Source organism: Exiguobacterium sp. s160 (assembly GCF_018617575.1).
Classification (GTDB): Bacteria; Bacillota; Bacilli; order Exiguobacteriales; family Exiguobacteriaceae; genus Exiguobacterium; species Exiguobacterium aestuarii_A.
On record NZ_JACSKK010000001.1, the window covers coordinates 963323 to 984964 of the forward strand.

A 21642-nucleotide genomic window follows, 5' to 3' on the forward strand; every position below is an offset into this window, starting at 1 on the left:
CAAAAATAACACACCTTACTGTTGATCAAGTTCGTCCACGAGCCGTTTTAACAAGGCATGGACGTCATCTTTTAAATCAGGATCGCTGAGCGCGTGGCAAATCGTCGTCTCGACGAATCCAATCGGTTCCCCGACGTCATAGCGTCGACCATCAAATTCGTAAGCAAAGACCGTCTGCGCCTCATTCAAGCGTGCGATCGCATCCGTCAATTGAATCTCGCCTCCTGCCCCTGCTTCTTGCCCTGACAACGCCTCAAAGACGTCCGGTGTCAGCACATAGCGACCAAGGATGGCAAAGTTCGATGGGGCCTCACCGACGGGCGGTTTCTCGACGAACGTCCGCACCGGGATGAGCTTCCCTTCGACGGCAAGCGGGTCAATTATACCATATCGGTTCGTCATTTCATACGGGACACGCTGCACACCGATGATCGAGCGTTCATGCGCCTCATATTGGTCAATCAACTGCTTCGTCGCCGGCACGTCGGATTCAATGATGTCATCTCCGAGCAAGACAGCGAACGGCTCGTCCCCGATAAACTTCCGAGCACACCAAATCGCATGACCGAGACCTTTTGGCTCCTGTTGGCGTATGTAGTGAATGTTCGCCAAGTTCGAGGAGTGTCGGACCGATTCGAGTAAGCGGGTCTTCCCTTTTGACTCCAAGTTTTGCTCCAACTCGAGCGCACGGTCAAAATGATCCTCGATGGCGCGCTTATTCTTACCCGTGACGATGATGATGTCTTCGATTCCTGAAGCGACTGCTTCCTCTACGATGAACTGAATCGTCGGCTTGTTGACGATCGGCAACATCTCTTTTGGCATGGCTTTCGTAGCTGGTAGGAAGCGGGTGCCGAGACCGGCGGCTGGGATGATGGCTTTACGTACTCGTGTCATTAGCATTGGCTCCTTTACTCGTTATGTAATGAGTATACCCAAATTTTGTGTGCGCTGACACAAAATAGAGGTCATGACAAAAAAGTCATGACCAATCGTCGTCGCGCTTCGTTTTTAGATAATACCACACCCCAAATGTGATCAGACCGATGACGAGAAGAATCCCTAGCATCATCATGAGAAACGCCTCTCCATTTGTGCTTCACTAATCTATTCCCTTCCTACATCGTTTCAGAACCACTTCTGACCATGTGCTTGAATGAAACGAAGTTCTTCTTGGTAATGATCGTAGTGCCCCTCATCCATCATCTTTTGGAAGGCGATATCCCCTTCAGCGGCTTTCCGCTTCATCAACAGACAGAGTGCCTCGATGCGTAACTGCAACATCTCAAATAAGTCTTCCTTAGGGTCGTCCCAACCGTACGCCTTTAAGAATAATGAAACACGTTCTTGATACGACTTTTCATCTCGAATCGCATCGTAATAGATGACTTCTCCTGATTCAGCTTGATGCCGGCGACTGAGCGGGACGAACGTGTAAAGCGCGTAGACGATATCCCAAGCTCTCGGACCTGGCGCAGCCAAATCAAAGTCGATGATCCCTGATACTTTTCCCTCATGAAAAATCGTATTGTAGACGGCAAAGTCATTATGGCAAATGACCTCTAACGGTTGAGGCGTGTTGTCAATCGGTGCCCACTCCGATGACCATTCAAAATCTGTCGACGCATCATGCAGATGTCTCATCAGTCGTGCAACATCTTGAATCGCCTCATCGGACCACATATAAGACTTTAACGGATAGTCTGCGGTTTCTCCTTCCAAGTAAGTTAACACTTCTCTTCCTCGATCATCGATTCCGATAAAGCGTGGCACTCCGGAAAGTTGCTTTGCCTCCAAGTGACGTAACCATCGATGAATACGCTCGCTGCCTTCCTTTTGAGTGCGATAGACATAATTCCCCTTTTTATAAACAGTCGACACGTTCCCGCCACTCAATCTTTTTTCTTGTTCATTCGATTGGTCCATCCAATAATCTCTCCCTACTCTTTATCAGTCACGTTCAGTATACAGCACGGCACGAGGTCTCAATGGCGGATACAGAACTTTCGTGCCCGTCGAAGCGGAACCGTGACTCTTGCAGGAAAGCAATCTCGCGGAGACCCCGCAAGCGCATAAGCGCGAGGAGGCTCCGTGGATTGCCTGCAGAAAGCATCGGTGCCGCAAGACGGGTTGACGACCAATCAGTTTTCCCACCGTCGATTAAACGGTTATTCCACACAAAAAAACAGGCCCGCCATTTGGCGAGCCTGAAACAATCAATTATTTTTTGAGGTTGTAGAACGACTTGATGCCGTCGTATTTCGCTACATCGCCGAGCATGTCTTCGATGCGGAGAAGTTGGTTGTATTTCGCGATACGGTCTGTACGTGAAAGTGAACCTGTTTTGATTTGACCAGCGTTTGTCGCAACAGCGATGTCCGCGATTGTCGCATCTTCTGTTTCACCAGAACGGTGTGAGATAACAGCTGTGTAACCAGCTTTTTTAGCCATTTCGATTGCGTCGAATGTTTCTGTGAGCGTACCGATTTGGTTAACTTTGATGAGGATCGAGTTCGAGATTCCTTTTTCGATACCTTCAGCAAGTTTCTCCGTGTTCGTTACGAAGAGGTCATCCCCAACGAGCTGAACTTTGTCACCGATTTTGTCAGTGAGCAATTTGAAGCCGTCCCAGTCGTTTTCGTCGCAACCGTCTTCGATTGAGATGATTGGGTACTTGTCAACGAGCTCAGCGTAGAAGTCTACGAGCTCAGCAGTTGTCATTGACTTGCCTTCGCCAGCGAGTTCGTACTTGCCAGTCGACTTGTCGTAGAACTCAGAAGACGCAACGTCCATAGCGAGGTAGATATCTTCGCCAGCTTTGTAACCAGCTTTTTCGATTGCTTCAAGGATTACTGTGATTGCTTCTTCGTTAGACTTCAAGTTTGGTGCGAAACCACCTTCGTCACCGACTGCTGTGTTAAGACCCATACCAGAAAGAACTGATTTGAGGGCGTGGAATACTTCTGCACCCATGCGGAGCGCTTCACGGAACGTTGGCGCGCCAACAGGCATGATCATGAACTCTTGGAAGTCAACGTTGTTGTCCGCGTGTGAACCACCGTTGATGATGTTCATCATTGGAGTTGGAAGTGTCTTCGCGTTGAATCCACCGAGGTACGTGTAAAGTGGAAGGCCGAGCTCGTCTGCTGCTGCGTGTGCTGCTGCCATTGAAACACCAAGGATTGCGTTTGCGCCGAGTTTACCTTTGTTTTTTGTACCGTCGAGTTCGATCATTTTCGCATCGATTGCGTTTTGGTCGAAAACATCGTAGCCGATGAGTTCTGGTGCAATCGTGTCGTTCACGTTTGCAACTGCTTTCAAGACACCTTTACCGAGGTAACGTGACTTGTCGCCATCGCGAAGCTCAACTGCTTCGTGCTCACCTGTTGATGCGCCTGATGGGACGAGGGCACGGCCGAAACCGCCGTCTTCTGTGAAGACTTCTACTTCTACTGATGGGTTACCGCGTGAATCTAAAATCTCGCGTGCGTAAATTTCTGTAATCATTGACATGAAAAATCGCTCCTTTTCGTATGAAAAATAGTTGTATTATTTTGTAACGATTGATGAACCAGTCATTTCAGCTGGTTGCTCTCCACCGAGAAGGTCGAGAAGCGTTGGGGCGAGGTCGCAAAGTGCGCCTTCGAGAACTGGTTTCAGTTCGACTCCCTCTTTTGTGATGATGCACGGAACAGGTTCCGTCGTGTGCGCTGTCATCGGCGAACCGTCTGGGTTCGTGACGATGTCTGCGTTCCCGTGGTCTGCTGTGATGATGGCCGCGCCGCCTTTAGCAAGTAATGCGTCCACTACTTTACCGAGGCATTCATCGACTGCTTCGATCGCTTTCTTCGTCGGCTCAAGCTTACCTGAGTGACCAACCATATCCGGGTTCGCGAAGTTGATGATGTATGCATCATACTCATCCGACTCGATACGCTCGAGCAAGCCGTCTGTGAGTTCGTACGCACTCATTTCTGGTTGCAAGTCGTATGTCGCAACTTTCGGTGAAGGAATGAGGAGACGATCCTCGCCTTCGAATGGTTTTTCTTTTTGTCCGTTCAAGAAGAATGTGACGTGTGGGTACTTCTCTGTTTCTGCGGCACGGAGCTGTTTGTATCCTTGCGCAGAGAGTGTTTCCCCGAGTGTGTTTTTCAAATCTTCCGGTGGGAAGACGATGTCCGTGTCGATATCATCCGAGTACTTCGTCATCGAGACGAGAAGAAGGTTCTCAGGATGTTTGTCAGAGAGTGTAAAGCCTTCGAATCCAGATTTCTCTTTGAACACTTTCGACAACTGAATCGCTCGGTCCGGACGGAAGTTGAAGAACATGATCGCATCGTTGTCTTGAATCGTCGCGACCGGCTTTCCATCTTTTTCGATGACTGTCGGTAAGACGAACTCATCCGTCAAATCGTTCTCATACGACTTCTTGAGAACCTCGACTGGGTCCGTACCGACTTCACCTTTTCCGTTTACGAGGACGTCATATACTTTCTCGACGCGCTCCCAACGGTTGTCGCGGTCCATGGCATAGTAGCGACCAGACACGCTAGCGACTTGACCGACACCGAGTTCAGCTAGCTTTTCTTCAGTTTCCTTGAGGAAACCAGCACCTGACTTCGGATCACAGTCACGGCCGTCCGTGAAGGCGTGAATGTACACTTTTTCGATGCCGTGGAGTTTTGCGAACTCAACGACGGCATACATGTGTTTGATATGCGAGTGAATCCCGCCATCCGACACGAGGCCCATGATATGGAGACTCGAGTCATGTTTCTTCACATGTCCTGCCAAATGGTTCATCGCCTGACGGTCGAAGAACGAACGGTCTTGGATTGCGTTGTTGACGCGTGAGAGTGACTGATAGACGACTCGACCGGCACCGATATTCAAGTGACCGACTTCCGAGTTCCCCATCTGTCCTTCTGGAAGACCGACGTACTCGCCTTTTGCGTTTAAGAGCGTATGTGGATACTGCTCCCAGTAGCGATCGAAGTTCGGTTTGTCCGCAGCCATGACCGCGTTACCGAACGATTCATCACGCATCCCGAAACCATCTAAGATGATGAGTGCGACTGGTCTAGCCATTTAAATCGCCTCCAACAATTTGAGGAACGAAGCGGCTTCGAGTGAAGCACCGCCGACGAGTGCGCCGTCGATGTCTTCTTGTGCCATGTACTCTTTGATGTTCTCAGGTTTTACAGATCCACCGTATTGGATGCGTACTGCAGCCGCTACGTCTTCGCCGTAAAGACCTTTCACCACGTCACGAACATACTTACAAGAGCTTTGTGCGTCAGCTTCGTCTGCTGATTTACCTGTACCGATTGCCCAAACTGGCTCGTACGCGATGACGAGTTGTTTGACTTGGTCAGCAGAGAGGTCAGCGAGACCGCCTTCGACTTGTGTTTTGATGACTTCTTCGAACTTGTCGCCTTCGCGCTCTTCAAGTGTTTCACCGACACAAACGATTGGCGTAAGACCGTGTTCGAACGCTTTTTTCGTTTTGCTGTTGATGAACGCATCTGATTCGCCGAAGTACTCACGACGTTCTGAGTGACCGAGGATGACATAAGTCACGCCGAGGTCAGCGACCATAGCTGGGCTGATTTCGCCAGTGTATGCACCGCTATCTTTGTCGTACATGTTTTGTGCACCGAGCTTCAAGTTTGACCCTTTAGCTGCTTCTACCATCGGTGCGAGGAAAAGTGCCGGAGCACCAATCGCTGCATCTACTTTGTCAGTAGACGGGATGTTGTTTTTAACTTCCTCTACGAAAGCGACAGCTTCCGAGAGTGTTTTGTTCATTTTCCAGTTACCTGCAATAATCGGTTTACGCATCGATAACCCTCCTCTAAATTACTTGTCGTTAAGCGCCTCGACACCTGGAAGCTTCTTGCCTTCCATGAATTCGAGTGACGCGCCACCACCAGTTGAAATGTGACTCATCTTGTCAGCAAGACCAAACTTGGCTGCTGCAGCGGCTGAGTCGCCACCACCGATGATTGAATATGCATCGCTATCCGCAAGTGCTTGAGCGACACCTTTCGTTCCGTTTGCGTATTTATCGAGTTCGAATACGCCCATCGGTCCGTTCCATACGACAAGTTTCGATTCGCGAATCGCATCCGCGTAAAGTTCGACTGTCTTCGGTCCGATATCAAGACCCATGTGATCCGCTGGGATCGAGTCGATATCGACTGGGCCGACATACGTTTCTTCGCCGAATTCTTTCGTGATGACACAGTCGACAGGCATCAAGAATTTCACGCCTTTGTCTTCTGCTTTCTTCATGAATTGACGAGCGAGGTCAAGCTTATCCTCTTCAAGGAGTGACGTTCCGACTTCGTGCCCGAGTGCTTTCGAGAACGTGTACGAGAGTCCGCCACCGATGATGAGTGTGTCAACGATGTCAAGAAGGTGGTCGATGACCCCGATCTTGTCCGCTACTTTCGACCCGCCGATAATCGCCGTGAACGGACGGTCTGGGTTAGAAAGAGCTTTACCGAGAACTTCAAGTTCTTTTTCCATCAAGAGACCTGCAACGGCTGTGTCCACGTGGTGTGCAATCCCTTCAGTTGAAGCGTGTGCTCGGTGAGCCGCGCCGAACGCGTCGTTGACGTATACGTCAGCAAGTGCTGCGAATCCTTTTGCAAGTTCAGCGTCGTTTTTCGTTTCACCTGGGTAGAAACGAACGTTCTCTAAAACGACGACATCGCCTTCAGAGAGGTTAGTGACCGCTTCTTCTGCGACCGGACCGTATGCTTCTTCGACGAGCGGTACATCTTTTCCGAGGAGCTCAGCGAGACGCTTCGCTACTGGAGCAAGTGAGAACTCAGGGTTCTTCTCGCCTTTTGGACGGCCGAGGTGGCTCGCAAGGACGAGTTTCGCACCACCGTCAAGCAAGTGCTTGATCGTTGGAAGTGCGGCTTGGATCCGAGTTTCGTCTTGGATGACGCCATCTTTGAGTGGAACGTTGAAGTCAACGCGGCAAAAGACGCGTTTCCCTTTTACATCGATGTCACGAATAGACTGTTTGTTCATAACTTTCGCCTCCATATGTCGTGCGTGTCATTTCATAAATAGAGCGGAGAACAATCTCTTGTTTCCGCTCCTATTTGATTCTATTTAGTTCACGAAATTACTTCGCGATGTTAGCGAAGTGCTTAACTGTGCGAACCAATTGTGCAGTGTAAGACATTTCGTTGTCGTACCAAGAAACTGTTTTAACGAGTTGCTTGTCGCCAACTGTCATAACTTTTGTTTGAGTCGCGTCGAAGAGTGAACCGTATGTGATTCCAACGATGTCAGAAGAAACGATTTCGTCTTCAGTGTAACCGAATGACTCGTTTGCTGCTGCTTTCATCGCTGCGTTTACTTCGTCAACAGATACTTGCTTGTCGAGTACAGTTACGAGCTCAGTGAGTGAACCTGTAGCAACTGGTACACGTTGTGCAGCACCGTCAAGTTTCCCTTGAAGTTCAGGGATTACGAGACCGATTGCTTTAGCAGCTCCTGTTGTGTTAGGAACGATGTTCGCTGCAGCTGCACGTGCACGACGGAAGTCACCTTTCGCATGTGGAGCGTCAAGCGTGTTTTGGTCGCCAGTGTAAGCGTGAATCGTCGTCATGAGACCTTCAACGATTCCAAACTGGTCTTGAAGTACTTTAGCCATTGGCGCCAAGCAGTTTGTTGTACAAGAAGCACCTGAGATGACTGTTTCAGTACCATCGAGGATGTCGTGGTTTGTGTTGTAAACAACAGTCTTCATGTCACCTGTAGCAGGAGCCGAGATAACAACTTTCTTCGCGCCAGCTTTCAAGTGAAGCTCAGCTTTTTCTTTAGAAGTGAAGAATCCAGTACATTCGAGAACGATGTCTACACCGAGGTCTCCCCATGGAAGTTCTTCAGGGTTACGGTTAGCGAGCGTGATAACTTTCTCTCCGTTTACGAGGAAGTGATCGTCGTGTACTTCAACTTCTCCGTCGAAACGACCTTGAGTCGTATCATACTTGAGAAGGTGCGCAAGCATCTTCGTGTCTGTCAAGTCGTTGATTGCAACAACTTCGATTCCTTCGTTTTTGATGATCTCGCGGAATGCCAAACGACCGATACGTCCAAATCCGTTAATACCAACTTTTACTGCCATGTTAATTTCCTCCTTAGGGTAGAAGCTATTTATTGAAGAGCCAACGGGGGGTCAACTCTTTAATAACAAGTTAATAATTCTTTCGCCGCACCTTCGTCTGTGACGAGGATGATGTTCGACGTGTGTTTCGCATAAGCGGCAATCGCCTGTGCCTTCGATTTCCCTCCGGCAACCGCGATGACGGTATCCATGTCATCCAGCTCTTCGAGTTGGATCCCGACCGTCTTGACGCGATGGACGATTTCGCCTTCCGCATTGAAATAATATCCGAATGCTTCGGCGACGGCGTCATGCCGTTCAATCATCCGCAAATGCTCCGGTGATGCGTGACGGCGCTTTGCCATCGTTTCTGCCTCACCAATTCCATGTACCACAATTCGCGCCGCTCTAATCATTTCCAGTACATTTTTAATACTAGGTTCCTCCACCATCCGGTCGAATGTTTCTTGTGACACTTCATCCGGAATATGTAGAAGATGATAGTCTGCGTGGGCCCGGTCCGCCATGCGTGAACAGACGGTATTCGCTTGAAGTTCAAGCGTTTCTCCAAGTCCCCCGCGTGCGGGCACAAAATGCATCGGGCGTTCTTTTTTATCGGGCGACATCATCGCCGCAACCGATGCCATCGTCGTTCCACCCGTTACCGCAATAACGTTATCATCCGGTGCGAGCCGCGCTTTTAACTGCGTGACCGCTGCCCGTCCGATATCGCGCTGGACCCAGAATGTTTCATCTGAATCACCCGATACGATGACGACTTGGCGAACCCCTAATTTCTCTTCGAGCTCTCTTGCCACTTCTGAGATCCCGAGAAGTTCTCCCATGATCTCGTGCAAGTCCCGTAAGACGTTTCGTCCCGTCTCACTGAGGGAAATTCCTTGAGTAGCGACGTAAAGAAGACCTTGGTCTTTCAAAAAGTCGACTTCTCGTCTGAGTACCCGTTCGGTCAGTCCCAAACTCGTTGCGAGTGTCCTGCGGCCAATCGGCTGCATCAAGCGGACATAATGTAAGATATCGTAACGATGTCGGAGCGTATCGAGCAGGTCAGGGACAATTTGCTTCTGAACGTGAATCAGTTGCTGGATCATGCTCTTACCCCCTCGACTTTCAGTGTGGACAACTTTTGTCCCACTTTTTTATTTGCGTCCCACCGCTACGAGTTCATCTTATCAATCACTTTTCCGTCTGGCAACCCCTTCAAACGTTTTTTTTCGATGTAAGCGTATACTTAACAAAATCTTCAACTTTGTTGTCATCATATCGCCCTTGACTGATGACTTCTCCTTCGTGTATAAGAACAGGGATCTCGAAGAGGTACTTCGCCTCGAGACCCTCATCTCCTGTAATATCAATCTGTTCGAGCTCGATTGGGTAATCCTCCTGTAGCCATTCGAGCATGACAAGCGCCTCGTCACAGAGCGAACAATTGTCACGTTTATATAAAGTTAGTTTCATTTTCGTCATCCCTTCCATAACTGGCGCTCGCGTTCGCGCGAGTTGCCAAATCCAAGCTCTTCCCGATAGTTCGTCACGGTCCGTCTCGTCACTTGATAGCCGTATCGACCGAGTTCGTTTGCGAGTGCCTGATCACTTTGTGGGGCCTTCTCTCGTTGAATCAGTTCTGCGAGTGTCCGCTTGATCATGAACGGTGAATGTCCATGACTCGTCGACCTTACGAAAAAGTGTTTCCATTCCATGATCCCGCCTTCAGTCTTAGCAAACTTCCCTTGAATGGCACGCCCGACTGTTGATTCGTGCTTGCCGATTTGTTGCGCGACGGTCCGCCGGGTCAGCGGATTGAGGACGAGCTCTCCTTTCAACCACTCGGTCTGACGTGACGCGATGACAGCCCATATCTCACGTAACGTCTCGTTCCGCATCGCAAGGGACGTCATCCACCATTTCGCCTCGCGGTCATTGCCGACTTGCGCCGCGTCAAGTTCCGGGCTGAGCCACGTTGTGATTAGTTCTCCATCTTCATATCGCACTTCGACTTCCGGAAAGACGTGACCCGTTTCTTCATATAATAATGGACGCTTTGGCAGTGTCGCGACAATTCGCTCTAAACGGATGAGCTCTTCATCTGAAATCGCGAGCACGCTCGCCACCTGTTTTTGGCTCACGCCACTCTCGATCGCATCAAATACATCGACGACGCGCGGGTCCTCATGTTCAATCGCATGGCGGTACTGACACTCTCGTTCCGTTCTCGCCCCGATCCCCGTCGGTTCAAGAAATAAGAGTGCCTGTCTCGCCTGTTCGATTTGAGTCACGTCGACACCAAACCGCTCCGCCAACACATCATTCGAATCCGGCAATAATCCCCGATGGTCGAGCAAGAGGACGAGCTGTCGTCTCAGCTCTTTCTCCGAATCGCTGCCGCTTCCTTCTCGAATTTGCTTGAACAACTTCTCTTCGAACGCGCTCGCCGCATCCGCTACCCAACCGAGGTCCCCACTCCCGATATGAATGTTTGGATTATGTCGCGCCAAACGTGCGAGACGAAACGAGAGCGCGAGACGGTCCGCCTCGAGCACCGGTAGCCGTTGCACAAGGTCTTGCGTCATCTGTTGCTGTTGTACCTGTTTTTGTTCTTGCCGTTGCATCGTTCTCCCCCCTCTTCTCTATTGTAACGAACCCGCTCCACTCACGCTCAAAAAAGGATAATGAACAGGATTGCTTTTTTAATAAAACAAATGTATAATAAATTCGTGTCACACACATGCACCCGTAGCTCAGGGGATAGAGCACTGGTTTCCGGTGCCAGGTGTCGGGAGTTCGAATCTCTCCGGGTGTATCAAATGCAAAGGACGAAGGCCAAATGAGGTCTTCGTCCTTTTTTATGTTTTCTACTTCAATTTTAAACCAGCACACTTCTAATTATCCTTTATATAGTATATTTAAGTTAAAGAATTGAAAAAGGGGTGTTAGTAAATGGCTCACACTGTTCCAGAGACGATTCGTTCATCCGCAACAACAGGAGAACGACTTGTCTTTCGCACATTGAAGCGCTACCTCCCAGATGATTACATCGTTTACTTCGAACCCAATATACACGGCAGAAGGCCAGATTTCGTCATCATTGGACCCGACTTAGGATTAATCGTTTTAGAGGTGAAAGACTATACTCGCTCTACGCTCTACCAACTGAACAACGATGAATGGATCATCACTCCTGCAAACGAATCTCAAAAGAAAGTGAAAAGTCCATTTCTACAAGCCCGTGAAAATATGTTCAAACTAACTGATGTCCTAAAGAAAGATCAAAACCTGATTCAGCACGAAGGAAAATATGCAACGACCTTAAAATTCCCTTATGGATCAGGCGTTATTTTTACACGACTGACACAAGATGATTGTATTCGCCATGGACTCTATCAAGTCATCGATCCTTGTTTGTCACTCATGCGTGATGAAATCAATCCTGATGACCCACAATTCTCAGAGGAAATCCTCATCGAAAAAATTCTGAACATGTTCACTGTTCCTTATCGCCTAAAGCAACCATTAACCGGAGAAGAGATCGATGCGATTCGTTATCATCTATTCCCAGAAGTTCGAATCAGCGCAGAGTTCAAAAAAGTCACCCCTTATCAGGATCAGCTCTTATTGTCCCTTCACAACATCCGAGCCATGGACCTGCATCAAGAAAATTTGGCCAAACAACTCGGCGACCAAAATCGTTTGATTCGAGGTGTGGCGGGTAGTGGAAAGACTCTTATTTTAGCAAGTCGCGCCAAATTGTTATCCAAGCAACATCCTGAATGGAAGATTTTGATCCTATGTTACAATATCTCGCTAGCCCGTTTTATCGAGCAGATGGTGCAACAAATGATGCTGGAACCGGATGATTTGTTCGATTTTGATCCTTTAGTAAAACGTAAAAGCCATTTGATCGAAGTACGAAATTTCCATGCATGGTTGCAGAATGATTTACATATTTCAGAGAGAAGGATTTCCTCGACACTTGAGAAGTTAAGAAAACGAGAAATCATCCTTCCTTCATACGATGCCATCTTGATTGATGAGGGACAAGACTTCGAACCCGAATGGCTCGAACTCGCCAGTGAAGTCTTGAATCCAGAAACAAAATCGCTGTTGCTTGTTGAAGATCGTGCCCAATCTATCTATAAGCGAAAACGTAGCTATGTACAGGACACGGGTCTCGACTTCCGAGGAAGATCCAAAATTTTAAATATCAATTATCGGAACACATCTCAAATCGTGTCATTCGCTTGGTCATTCTATCAATCCAACTCTTCTTTGAAAGATAAAGTTGTGACGAAAGAATTAGATGGGGAAATCATTGCTCCTCAGAGTACGCTTCGAAGAGGTCCTGAACCAGCCGTTATTAAATGTGATCATTTCTTCAAAGAAGCAGATCTCGTTGCCCGGCAAATAAAAAAGTTACATGAGGAGAAAAAAGTCCCCTATTCTGAAATGTTGATCCTATATCGTGTCCAAAAGTTTTCGACGATGCATTATGTCGACACCTTACAACGTGCACTGAACTACTATGAAATCAAGCACTTTTGGATCACAGAGAGCAGTGAGACGAAACGTACCTTCTCAAAAGATGATCAGTGCGTAAAAATCAGTACAATCGACAGCAGTAAAGGTCTTGATTTTCAAGCCGTTTTCATCGTCAACGTTGACAATATGCCATTCAAATATGAAGAAGATGTCGAGCGAGAAGTGTCGCTCCTTTATATCGGAATGACACGTGCAAAAGAATATCTCTTCTTATCGTATTCAGGCAACTCCATCTTCACTCGTTATTTCGAATCAAGTCAGGTAATCAAACCAGCTCGTCCAAAATTAAATGGGTAACGTCAGCACTTGAGACGTTTTACACATCGAGGGTCGTGGAATAAGGACTAGAAAGGGTTTCTGTTTGACCAACATTGACTATACAGGTATGATGAACTTACAACCTACATAAAGGAGGCAGATTCAATGTTAATTCCAACAGTTATCGAACAGACAGGCCGTGGGGAGCGCGCGTACGACATCTACTCACGCTTGCTCAAAGACCGTATTATCCTTCTCGGAAGTGCGATTGATGACAACGTCGCGAACTCAATCGTTGCACAGCTTCTCTTCCTCGCAGCTGAGGATCCAGAAAAGGACATCTCGCTCTACATCAACAGCCCAGGTGGCTCGATCACAGCGGGTATGGCGATTTACGACACGATGAACTTCATCAAGCCGAACGTGTCGACGATTTGTATCGGAATGGCTGCATCGATGGGTGCCTTCTTGCTCCAAGCCGGTGAAAAAGGAAAACGTTTCGCACTTCCGAACGCGGAAATCATGATTCACCAACCGCTCGGCGGCACACAAGGCCAAGCGTCAGACATTAAGATTCACGCAGAACGTATCATTAAAATGCGTGAGAAATTGAACCAAATCATGGCAGAGAACACTGGACAGCCACTTGAAGTCATCGAGCGCGACACAGAGCGTGACTACTTCATGGCAGCTGACCAAGCGAAAGACTACGGTCTCATCGACAAAGTCATGACACGCTAATCATACAAAAGACGTTTCCCGATCAATCGGGAAACGTCTTTTTCTATTCGATGGGCATCCAGACTTCGATTATGTCATCCGCCCCTGCCTGACCGTGAATGTAGCGTTCAAAGTCGACCGCATCACGGAGCGTCACGTCCGAAACGTTCAACAGTTGCTCGTATGTCGTAGGAATCATCGGGATGCCCCCTTCGACTGTCGCGACGATATAGTTCCCCTCGGTCAATTCGACTTGTCGCGCCTCTTCCCCACTCACGGACTTCGTCATGCCAGCCACATACCCGTTCTCATGCGGGAGGCAGACGCCGTATGACTCGTCCGTCGTCAATTCCGGTTGGAGCCTCTCCCACACGCGCGGGATGTCCTCTAACGTACTCGCGTATCCGTAGACTGTAATCGGTTCACGCAATGTTTCGTATCGAATGTTCATGTCATTCCCTCCTGACTGCATCGACCGAATCTGTCCTTCGATTCGGTGAAGCTGTTCAATTTCCGTCCTAACTTCACATAACCGTGTTTCAAGCAACGTCTCAACAGACTGTCCAGACTGAATCTGTTCTAAACTGAGCCCGATTTGACGTAATCGTTTAATTTCACTCAAGCGTCGAATCTCTTCCATCCCGTACATCCGATACTGATTGCCCGATCGTGTCGGTCGAATCAACCCGCGCCCTTCGTAAAATTTGATGGCTTTGACCGACAATCCGGTCACATGCGCCACTCTTCCAATCGGAATCACTGTGTTCCCACCTCCTATCTTCACTGTACAGCCGTCCCTAAGAGGCAGGTCAACCATTAGTTTTCGGGTACCCTAACACCGAACACGTATCGACTGTCGCCCTGCGTCCATTCCCCGCCGACCTCGTATAGATAAATGCCGGGTTCGTCTGGTACGACCGGTTCAGCCTGGACGAGTTCTCCGTCTTCAATCTGAAAGAAACTCGATTCCATCGGGTCAGCATGGTAGACAACGTCAATCGCGTCACCCGGTTTGACCGTGATGAGTTGCAGGTCATCCGCTTCCGGCAAGCCATAGTCGGCGCACGTCGCACGACTGCCGGCTTCCCAACAATACGTCGATTGTTCTACTTCCGCCGTCACCGAGCCGACACGAACCGTCGGCAGCGGCGGTTTGACCGGGTCGTCCCCATCACCGAACCAAGACACGGCGACATAAATCACCCCCACACCGACAAGTAACCCAATCAATACAATCCAAAAACGCCGATTACGCTTCACGGTCTCATCTCCTTTCCTCACTCATTCCCTATCGTGCAGGAAAATCCCTACTCCAACAAAAAAAGACCCACTTCCGTGAGTCTTGTGCGTCATTTCGGACGACGCAGTCCTTTCATCATATAGCCGCCTTTGAAGTCGATCGGGTCGAATGCGACGAGAAACGCCTTCGGCTCATGCTTCTCGACAAGTTCACGCAATTCTTTCATCCGTGTACGGGCTGCCAAAACGTCCAGACGATAACGGACACCGTCTCGACCTTGTCCTTGGTAATGCGTCACCCCGTAACCATTGTCACGCATCTGTTGAATGAGCTCTGCCGGATATTCTTTCGTGTGAACTTGGATCATGTTGTAGCCGATGGCGAGTTTACGTTCGACGTAGCCACCGAGTAAAATCCCAAGCCCGAATCCGACTGCGTATACGATCATACCGAGCGTCGTCAAATCTTGGAATACAATTCCGAGTGCGAAGATGTAAATGAGTGTCTCAAGCGTCCCAAACAGACCCGCGATGACAGTCTTCCCTTTCACGAGCATGATTGTCCGGAGCGTGAGCACCGGGACGTAGATAAGTTGTAGCAATAGGATGAGTAAGATTTGACCCATTCGATCGACCTCCGTTCAAATTCATTACCACCACTATTCCAAATTTCAGAGTGAGATGCAACTAAAAAAGGCTGACCGAAGTCAACCTGATTATTTCGTATCTAGATTTTTCACGCTCGTGAGCAATTCATAGTCTTTACGAATCACTTCGTAGATCGCGTTCTTATCTCCGTTCAACAATTCTTCTGCACGAAGCTGGTTCAAGAGAAGGCTTGTTGCGAACGTGACGAGTGCACTCTTCGGAATTCCGATTTCTTTTGCGCGCTCCGTGATGACTTGGTCGAGCTTAGCGTCAATCGTGAGCGATAATCTTTTCTTTTCATTCGACATAGTGATGAAGCTCCTTTAATTCCTATTCAGTAAACCTATTCCAGTTGCTTATTATATAGGAAGAATGGTTTTGGTGCAACCGCGTCACGATGAGGCGATCTCGTCGCCGCTCCGCACACGCTCGGCAATTTGGTCAATTTTGCGAAGTCGATGGTTAATTCCAGACTTCGAGATCGGTCCTGACTCGAGCATCTCCCCGAGTTCTTGTAACGAGACGTCTTGGTGCGTGACACGCAGTTCGGCGATTTCCCGGAGTTTTTTCGGCAAGACATCGAGTCCGACCGTCCGCTCCAAGAACTTGATGTTCTCGACTTGGCGTAACGCCGCCCCGACCGTCTTGTTCAAGTTGGCCGTCTCACAGTTGACGAGACGGTTGACGGAGTTGCGCATGTCCTTGATGATGCGTGCATCCTCAAATTCGAGCATCCCCCGTGTCGCACCAATCAACTTGAGGAAGTCGGAGATTTTCTCGCTCTCCTTCATATAAAGGATGTGTCCTTTTTTCCGCTCGAGCGTCTTCGCATTCAAATCGAACCGATTCGCCAGATCGCGTAGCGCCTGGTTATGGTTTTCATACAAGCTGTAGACCTCGAGGTGATACGACGACGTCTTCGGATGGTTGATGGATCCTCCGGCGAGGAAAGCCCCACGCAAGTAGGCGCGTGCCAAGTTCTCGTCTCGTGTCATATCCGAGTTCAACGTCCGGATCATCTCATAATGTTCCCCGAGAATCTCGAGGTCACGGAGCATCGTCTCCGCGTGCTGTGACACACGGACGATGTAGACGTTATTCTTTTTCAGACGCATTTTCTTCCGTACGAACAAATCTAATGGATGATCGTAGAGACGTTTCATCAACGAATACATCCGACGGGCGATCGAGGCGTTTTCGGTCGAGACGTCGAGCGTCATGCCTCGTCCTAGGGCGAGCGAGATGACCCCGTTCATCCGAACGAGTGCCGACAATTCCGCTTTCGCCTCGGCGTCATTCACTTCAAGTTGTGTCAGTTCTTTCTTCACATCTGATGCAAAGCTCATCGAGTCCCCCTCCTTTCTGTCTTTCAAACGATTCTTATTTCAATTCTAACTGTTGGAACGAGCGTGGCTTCTTGATCCGAAGTACTCGTTGCATGACGAGTCCAGCGATGGCGTCGGAGTCGTGACGGATATAATCTCGATTGTAATCGACGATATCTCCCGCAAGGACGTTCGTTCCATAGTTTCGGAGTTTCTTCCGGTCGAAGCGGACCTCTTCCGATCCGTCCTCGAGGTAACGCTCTAAATATTCTTCATCGATTGGCTCGTTATTGACGACGATCGTATCAATCGACGCCTTCCCGAGATAAGCTTCGATGGATTTTAAATGTTTCATGGCGTCATAGCCCTTCGTCTCGCCCGGTTGTGTCATGACGTTACAAATGTAGACGACCGGGACTTGTGAACGGACGATGGCTTCTCGCACGTCTGGGATGAGTAGGTTCGGGATGATGCTCGTATAGAGACTCCCGGGACCGAGCACGATGACATCTGCCGACTCGATCGCTTCCACGACCCCTGGGGCCGGCTTGATGCCTTCTTCGAGTAAAAACAGGCGTTTGATTGGCTGCTGATGGAGTGGGATCTTCGATTCGCCTTTGACGATCGTCCCATCCTCAAACTCCGCCGCGAGCGTCATGAGCGTCTCCGTCACCGGCAACACTTTCCCTTGTGCGTTCAAGAGCTGCGACATGACGTCAATCGCTTTGACGAAAGAGCCTTCACAAATATGCGTCGCCGCCGTCAGCATCAAGTTCCCGAGCGAGTGACCTTCTAGGCCATACCCCGTGTCAAAACGATACTGTAAGATTTTATCCATCAACGGCTCGACTTCTGACAGGGCCAAGATAACATTTCGGATGTCGCCTGGGGGCAACATATGAAATTCGTCACGAAGGCGTCCTGAGCTGCCTCCGTCGTCCCCGACCGTGACGATGGCGGTGATGTCGAGCGGATAATGCTTCAAGCCACGGACGAGGGTGGACAAACCTGTCCCCCCACCGATGGCCACTACTTTCCGGTCTCGTCTCATATCATTTCTCCTTCGTCGCGTGGGCAAGGTCACGGTGGACCGTCTTCACGTTGTAGCGCTCCGCGAAATGCTCCGACACTTTCTCGGCGAACGTGATCGAGCGGTGTTTCCCACCCGTACAACCGAACGCCACGACAATCTGTGTCTTCCCTTCCCGCTTATATTGTGGAAGCAGGAATTCGAGCATATCGATCAACTTCTTATAAAACGCCCGCGCTTCCGGGTGTGACATGACATAGTCTTGCACTTCCGTCGTCTGACCCGTGAGCGGTCGAAGCTCAGGGATATAGAACGGGTTCGTGATAAAGCGGACATCGAATAGTAAATCCACATCGAGTGGGACCCCGTGTTTGAATCCGAACGACATAAAGTTGACCGTGAACGGGATACGTTCCTCGTTGAATTGTTGCAAGATACGGTCCTTCAGCATCTGCGGCTTTAAGTCACTCGTGTCATAAAGCGTATGGGCACGGTCGCGGAACCCTTCTAACAGTTCGCGCTCCATCTGGATGCCGACGAGTGGCGCATCCTCTGGTGCGAGCGGATGTGAGCGTCGCGTCTCTTTGTAGCGACGAACGAGCACATCGTCACGCGTCTCTAAGTACAGAAGATGTGGGTGTACGTTCTTCTTTTCTAAATCGTCGATGACGATGAACAGGCTATCAATAAAATCTCTCGTACGTGTATCAATGGCGACCGCGATTTTCGGTCGGACCGAGCTGATGACATCAATCAATTGTGGCAAAAGAACCGGTGGCAAGTTATCGACACAGAAATAGCCGAGATCCTCGAAACTATTCATCGCGACCGACTTCCCAGCCCCGCTCATTCCGCTGATGATGATCAATTCTTCTAATCCTTTAAAATCTTCCATCTCGCTGACGCCCCCTTAAAATTGACAACCGAGCCGTGTGTGTAGCTCTCTCCATCTAGTATAACGAACGTCCGAAAAAAAGAGAAGGACCGCGGTTCCCCGCAGTCCTACCTTCTTGAATCATGCGTTTTGTTCTTGCAACGATTCGAGGAGCCCCTCGATGAAGTGCTGAGCGTTCTGAGCGGCAATCGATCCGTCGTTCGTCGCCGTGACGACTTGGCGGAGCGTTTTGTCACGAACGTCACCGGCAGCAAAGATTCCAGGAATCTTCGTTTCCATCGCCTCGTTCGTGACGATGTAGCCTTGCTCGTTCGTGATCCCGAGGTCTTGGACGAATCCAGTAATCGGGTTCATGCCGATATAGATGAAGACGCCGTCGATTTCGTGGTCTGTCTCTGTGCCGTCAACCGTGCTGACGAGACGAGCGCCACCGACTTTACCGTCTTTCTCTGTGATTTCTTTCAATGTGTGATTCCAAATGAAATCGATTTTCTCATTGTCGAACGCACGTTTTTGAAGAATCTTTTGAGCACGAAGCTCGTCACGACGGTGAACAATCGTCACCTTGTTCGCGAAACGTGTCAAGAAGACACCTTCTTCAACAGCTGAGTCGCCACCACCGATGACGAAGAGATCTTTGCCTTTGAAGAATGCTCCGTCACATACCGCACAGTACGATACGCCACGGCCTCCGAGTTCTTCTTCACCCGGTACACCGATTTTCTTATACTGAGCACCAGAGGCGAGGATGATGGCACGCGCTTTATAGTCGCGGTTGTGCGCATGCACGATTTTGTATTCTGTTTCATCCGAGATGCTTTGCACGTCCCCATACGCATACTCCGCACCGAACGCTTTCGAATGGTCGAACATCTTTTGAGACAAGTCAGGACCGAGAATGCTGTCGTATCCTGGGTAGTTCTCGATGTCTTCCGTGTTGGCCATCTGACCACCCGGAATTCCGCGTTCGATCATAAGTGTTGAAAGATTCGCACGTGAAGCATATAGCGCAGCGGTCATTCCGGCAGGGCCGGCACCGATGATAATGACGTCATAAATTTTTTCTTCTGTCATGTTGATTCCACCTCTGCAAAATATTGATTGCCTTTAGTATAAGAAACCTGTATGGGTATCGTCTATCTTTATGCTTGTTCGAGTGTCCGTTTGAACGAACGAACCGTCTCCGTCAACGTGTCGACTGGGAGATGGAAGGCGTTCGCACAGTCCTCGAGAATCAAGGCGTCTCGTTTCGTATAAAACATCCAGACGAGCGCAGCGGCCGATGCCGTTACGTCCATGAATGCTTCGTCCGATAACAGAAGCATAGCAAATCGTTCATAAAAATCACCTTCTAAGCTCATCCGTTCGGCTTCCGAAACATGCGCTTCCGCAAGGACGAGAGCGTCAAAGGCGCGCTTGACACGAACGTCTCCTTGGAACGGTTGCTGACAAAGGTCGGCACGACACATTTCCGCAAACGCACGGACCGTCTCGTTCTCCGTCACGGCGTTCGTCAGTGCGAGCGCTTCAAACGCCTCATCGTCTTTCAGGTTAGAAATGATTCGAATGATCTCAACCCGAGCCAAGTCCGTCTCTTGACGAAGACCTTGCACGAGCGCCGAACGAAACTCGAGGTTTTCCCGAATATCGAAACTTTGCTTCTCTTCGAACCGTTTCATCTCATCTTTGTTCAAGTAGGTGGCTGCCTCTTCTAATCGTCCTGTCTTATAGGCAGACACGCTGAGCCAATGCCCGAACAATGCGTCACCACGAAACCCGCGTTCTTTCAATAGACGTAACTCTTCATACGCATGGTCATAATGACCGACGAGCGCGAGTGTCGTCGCCAATTTATAACGTAAGTCAAACTGGAGTGGACGAACACGTGTGAGTGGCGTCGATAATTGCATCGCCGCTTCGGATTGTCCCGCTTCATGCAATAGAAGGATCGTGTTCAAGATCGCATGCAAGTTGCCCGGATTTTGATCGAGCACGTACTCGAGCGTCCGAAACGCCGCTTGGTCGTCGCCGAGGTAAAAACTGACGACGGATAGATTGTTATAGGCCGGCCAAAACGATGGATACTGCCCGATTAAACGCTCGAGCGTCGCCTTTGCCGCAAATAGCCGTCCTTTGTCGATTTGACGCTGCGCTTCTGAATGCCATGTGATCAATTCGTCTTCTTCCTCGTCCTCGAGCTCTTGTTCGAGTTCGATTAGTTCGAGAAGGGATTGCACAGCTTCCGCGTAGTGACCTTTCGTGTCACGTGCGAGATATTCAGATGCATAGTTCGCCGCTTCTTCGTATTGAGAGACATAGGCACAGTTGCTCGCTAAATGATAGAGCGCCTCTGTCGCGGTCTCGTCGAGCTCTAATACTCGTTTCCACACGTCATTGGCGTGGTAGACCTCCCCTACTTCAAATAACAGTTCTGCGTACTGTTTATGATAGTCGACGCGATGCGTGGCTGCCGCTGTCGCTTCAGCCATGAAAAAAGTCGCTTCATCTAGGCGACCTTCCCGTAACGCACGACGACCTCTATAGTAGTGGAGCTCCGCAGCGAGCGGAGATTCTGGTTCGGGTAGCGTCATTACTGCTTCATAGTTCGCTTCCATATTCTAAATCCTCCACATCATCTCTAAATCTTTTTTTAGTTGCAGGGATAAGAATACCGCACTCGAACAACGAGGGCAACTGAAAAAGTTAAAAAAAATTGCGACTATATTCCCTCTATAATGAATATTTTTTACTAGGTTCAAAAATTGTTTTTGAGCAAAAATATGATTCAGTCATTTCGACTCATTTTCCCATTAAAAAGCGGCATCCCTTTTAAAAAAAGTGATAC

21 protein-coding genes and 1 tRNA gene are annotated in these 21642 nt (G+C 49.3%); 3 read left to right on the forward strand and 19 right to left on the reverse strand.

The window, feature by feature from the left end:
* Positions 1-15: 15 nt before the first annotated feature.
* From galU to KNO86_RS04990, 10 genes are all read right to left on the reverse strand, one after another.
* Complete coding sequence (galU, locus tag KNO86_RS04945) at positions 16-897, reverse strand: UTP--glucose-1-phosphate uridylyltransferase GalU (RefSeq protein ID WP_214693547.1); 882 nt, start codon at positions 895-897, stop codon at positions 16-18.
* 231 nt (positions 898-1128) lie between these two features.
* A complete protein-coding gene (locus KNO86_RS04950; RefSeq protein WP_214693549.1) occupies positions 1129-1926 on the reverse strand; it encodes an aminoglycoside phosphotransferase family protein in 798 nt (265 codons plus the stop codon).
* A gap of 294 nt (positions 1927-2220) precedes the next feature.
* Positions 2221-3513, reverse strand: coding sequence for a phosphopyruvate hydratase (eno, locus tag KNO86_RS04955; RefSeq protein WP_214693550.1), 1293 nt, complete (start codon positions 3511-3513; stop codon positions 2221-2223).
* Positions 3514-3549: 36 nt separating this feature from the next.
* Positions 3550-5088, reverse strand: coding sequence for a 2,3-bisphosphoglycerate-independent phosphoglycerate mutase (gpmI, locus tag KNO86_RS04960; protein ID WP_214693552.1), 1539 nt, complete (start codon positions 5086-5088; stop codon positions 3550-3552).
* Positions 5089-5841, reverse strand: a complete 753-nt coding sequence (gene tpiA / locus KNO86_RS04965) for a triose-phosphate isomerase (RefSeq protein WP_034778525.1) — start codon at positions 5839-5841, stop codon at positions 5089-5091.
* An 18-nt stretch (positions 5842-5859) separates the two neighbouring features.
* Positions 5860-7044: a phosphoglycerate kinase gene (locus KNO86_RS04970; protein WP_214693561.1), complete on the reverse strand. Its 1185-nt coding sequence runs from the start codon at positions 7042-7044 to the stop codon at positions 5860-5862.
* 97 nt (positions 7045-7141) lie between these two features.
* Positions 7142-8149 carry a type I glyceraldehyde-3-phosphate dehydrogenase gene (gap, locus tag KNO86_RS04975; protein ID WP_214693563.1) on the reverse strand — a complete coding sequence of 336 codons (1008 nt, stop codon included), beginning with the start codon at positions 8147-8149 and terminating at the stop codon, positions 7142-7144.
* A gap of 59 nt (positions 8150-8208) precedes the next feature.
* Entirely contained in the window at positions 8209-9237 is a 1029-nt protein-coding gene (locus KNO86_RS04980) for a sugar-binding transcriptional regulator (RefSeq protein ID WP_251126892.1), read from the reverse strand.
* 109 nt (positions 9238-9346) lie between these two features.
* A complete protein-coding gene (locus KNO86_RS04985; RefSeq protein ID WP_251126893.1) occupies positions 9347-9604 on the reverse strand; it encodes a glutaredoxin family protein in 258 nt (85 codons plus the stop codon).
* A 5-nt stretch (positions 9605-9609) separates the two neighbouring features.
* Positions 9610-10755 (reverse strand): RNA polymerase factor sigma-54, encoded by a 1146-nt coding sequence (locus KNO86_RS04990; RefSeq protein ID WP_214693565.1) that lies wholly within the window; start codon positions 10753-10755, stop codon positions 9610-9612.
* Positions 10756-10873: 118 nt separating this feature from the next.
* Between KNO86_RS04990 and KNO86_RS04995 the strand changes: the two genes are divergently transcribed.
* The 3 genes from KNO86_RS04995 to clpP all read left to right on the forward strand — a co-directional run bounded on the left by KNO86_RS04995 (position 10874) and on the right by clpP (position 13681).
* Positions 10874-10946: transfer RNA gene (locus KNO86_RS04995), tRNA-Arg, on the forward strand.
* Between the two features lie 137 nt (positions 10947-11083).
* The gene (locus tag KNO86_RS05000; protein WP_214693566.1) at positions 11084-12979 is read left to right on the forward strand and encodes a 3'-5' exonuclease; all 1896 of its coding nucleotides are present in this window, start codon (positions 11084-11086) and stop codon (positions 12977-12979) included.
* Positions 12980-13105: 126 nt separating this feature from the next.
* Positions 13106-13681: an ATP-dependent Clp endopeptidase proteolytic subunit ClpP gene (clpP, locus tag KNO86_RS05005; protein ID WP_012726916.1), complete on the forward strand. Its 576-nt coding sequence runs from the start codon at positions 13106-13108 to the stop codon at positions 13679-13681.
* Between the two features lie 43 nt (positions 13682-13724).
* Here clpP and KNO86_RS05010 read toward each other — a convergent pair whose 3' ends face one another.
* The 9 genes from KNO86_RS05010 to KNO86_RS05050 form a co-directional block, all read right to left on the reverse strand.
* Positions 13725-14420 (reverse strand): MerR family transcriptional regulator, encoded by a 696-nt coding sequence (locus KNO86_RS05010; protein ID WP_214693567.1) that lies wholly within the window; start codon positions 14418-14420, stop codon positions 13725-13727.
* Positions 14421-14476: 56 nt separating this feature from the next.
* Positions 14477-14920, reverse strand: coding sequence for a hypothetical protein (locus KNO86_RS05015; protein WP_337874580.1), 444 nt, complete (start codon positions 14918-14920; stop codon positions 14477-14479).
* 89 nt (positions 14921-15009) lie between these two features.
* Entirely contained in the window at positions 15010-15525 is a 516-nt protein-coding gene (locus tag KNO86_RS05020; RefSeq protein ID WP_074033625.1) for a DUF2179 domain-containing protein, read from the reverse strand.
* Between the two features lie 90 nt (positions 15526-15615).
* Positions 15616-15855 (reverse strand): CopG family transcriptional regulator, encoded by a 240-nt coding sequence (locus tag KNO86_RS05025; RefSeq protein ID WP_074033629.1) that lies wholly within the window; start codon positions 15853-15855, stop codon positions 15616-15618.
* An 84-nt stretch (positions 15856-15939) separates the two neighbouring features.
* The gene (whiA, locus tag KNO86_RS05030) at positions 15940-16893 is read right to left on the reverse strand and encodes a DNA-binding protein WhiA (RefSeq protein WP_074033630.1); all 954 of its coding nucleotides are present in this window, start codon (positions 16891-16893) and stop codon (positions 15940-15942) included.
* Between the two features lie 34 nt (positions 16894-16927).
* Positions 16928-17923 carry a gluconeogenesis factor YvcK family protein gene (locus KNO86_RS05035; RefSeq protein ID WP_214693569.1) on the reverse strand — a complete coding sequence of 332 codons (996 nt, stop codon included), beginning with the start codon at positions 17921-17923 and terminating at the stop codon, positions 16928-16930.
* Position 17924: 1 nt separating this feature from the next.
* Positions 17925-18797: an RNase adapter RapZ gene (rapZ, locus tag KNO86_RS05040; protein ID WP_074033636.1), complete on the reverse strand. Its 873-nt coding sequence runs from the start codon at positions 18795-18797 to the stop codon at positions 17925-17927.
* Positions 18798-18917: 120 nt separating this feature from the next.
* Positions 18918-19871 (reverse strand): thioredoxin-disulfide reductase, encoded by a 954-nt coding sequence (gene trxB / locus KNO86_RS05045; RefSeq protein ID WP_074033640.1) that lies wholly within the window; start codon positions 19869-19871, stop codon positions 18918-18920.
* A 68-nt stretch (positions 19872-19939) separates the two neighbouring features.
* The gene (locus KNO86_RS05050) at positions 19940-21412 is read right to left on the reverse strand and encodes a tetratricopeptide repeat protein (RefSeq protein WP_214693570.1); all 1473 of its coding nucleotides are present in this window, start codon (positions 21410-21412) and stop codon (positions 19940-19942) included.
* Positions 21413-21642: the final 230 nt, after the last annotated feature.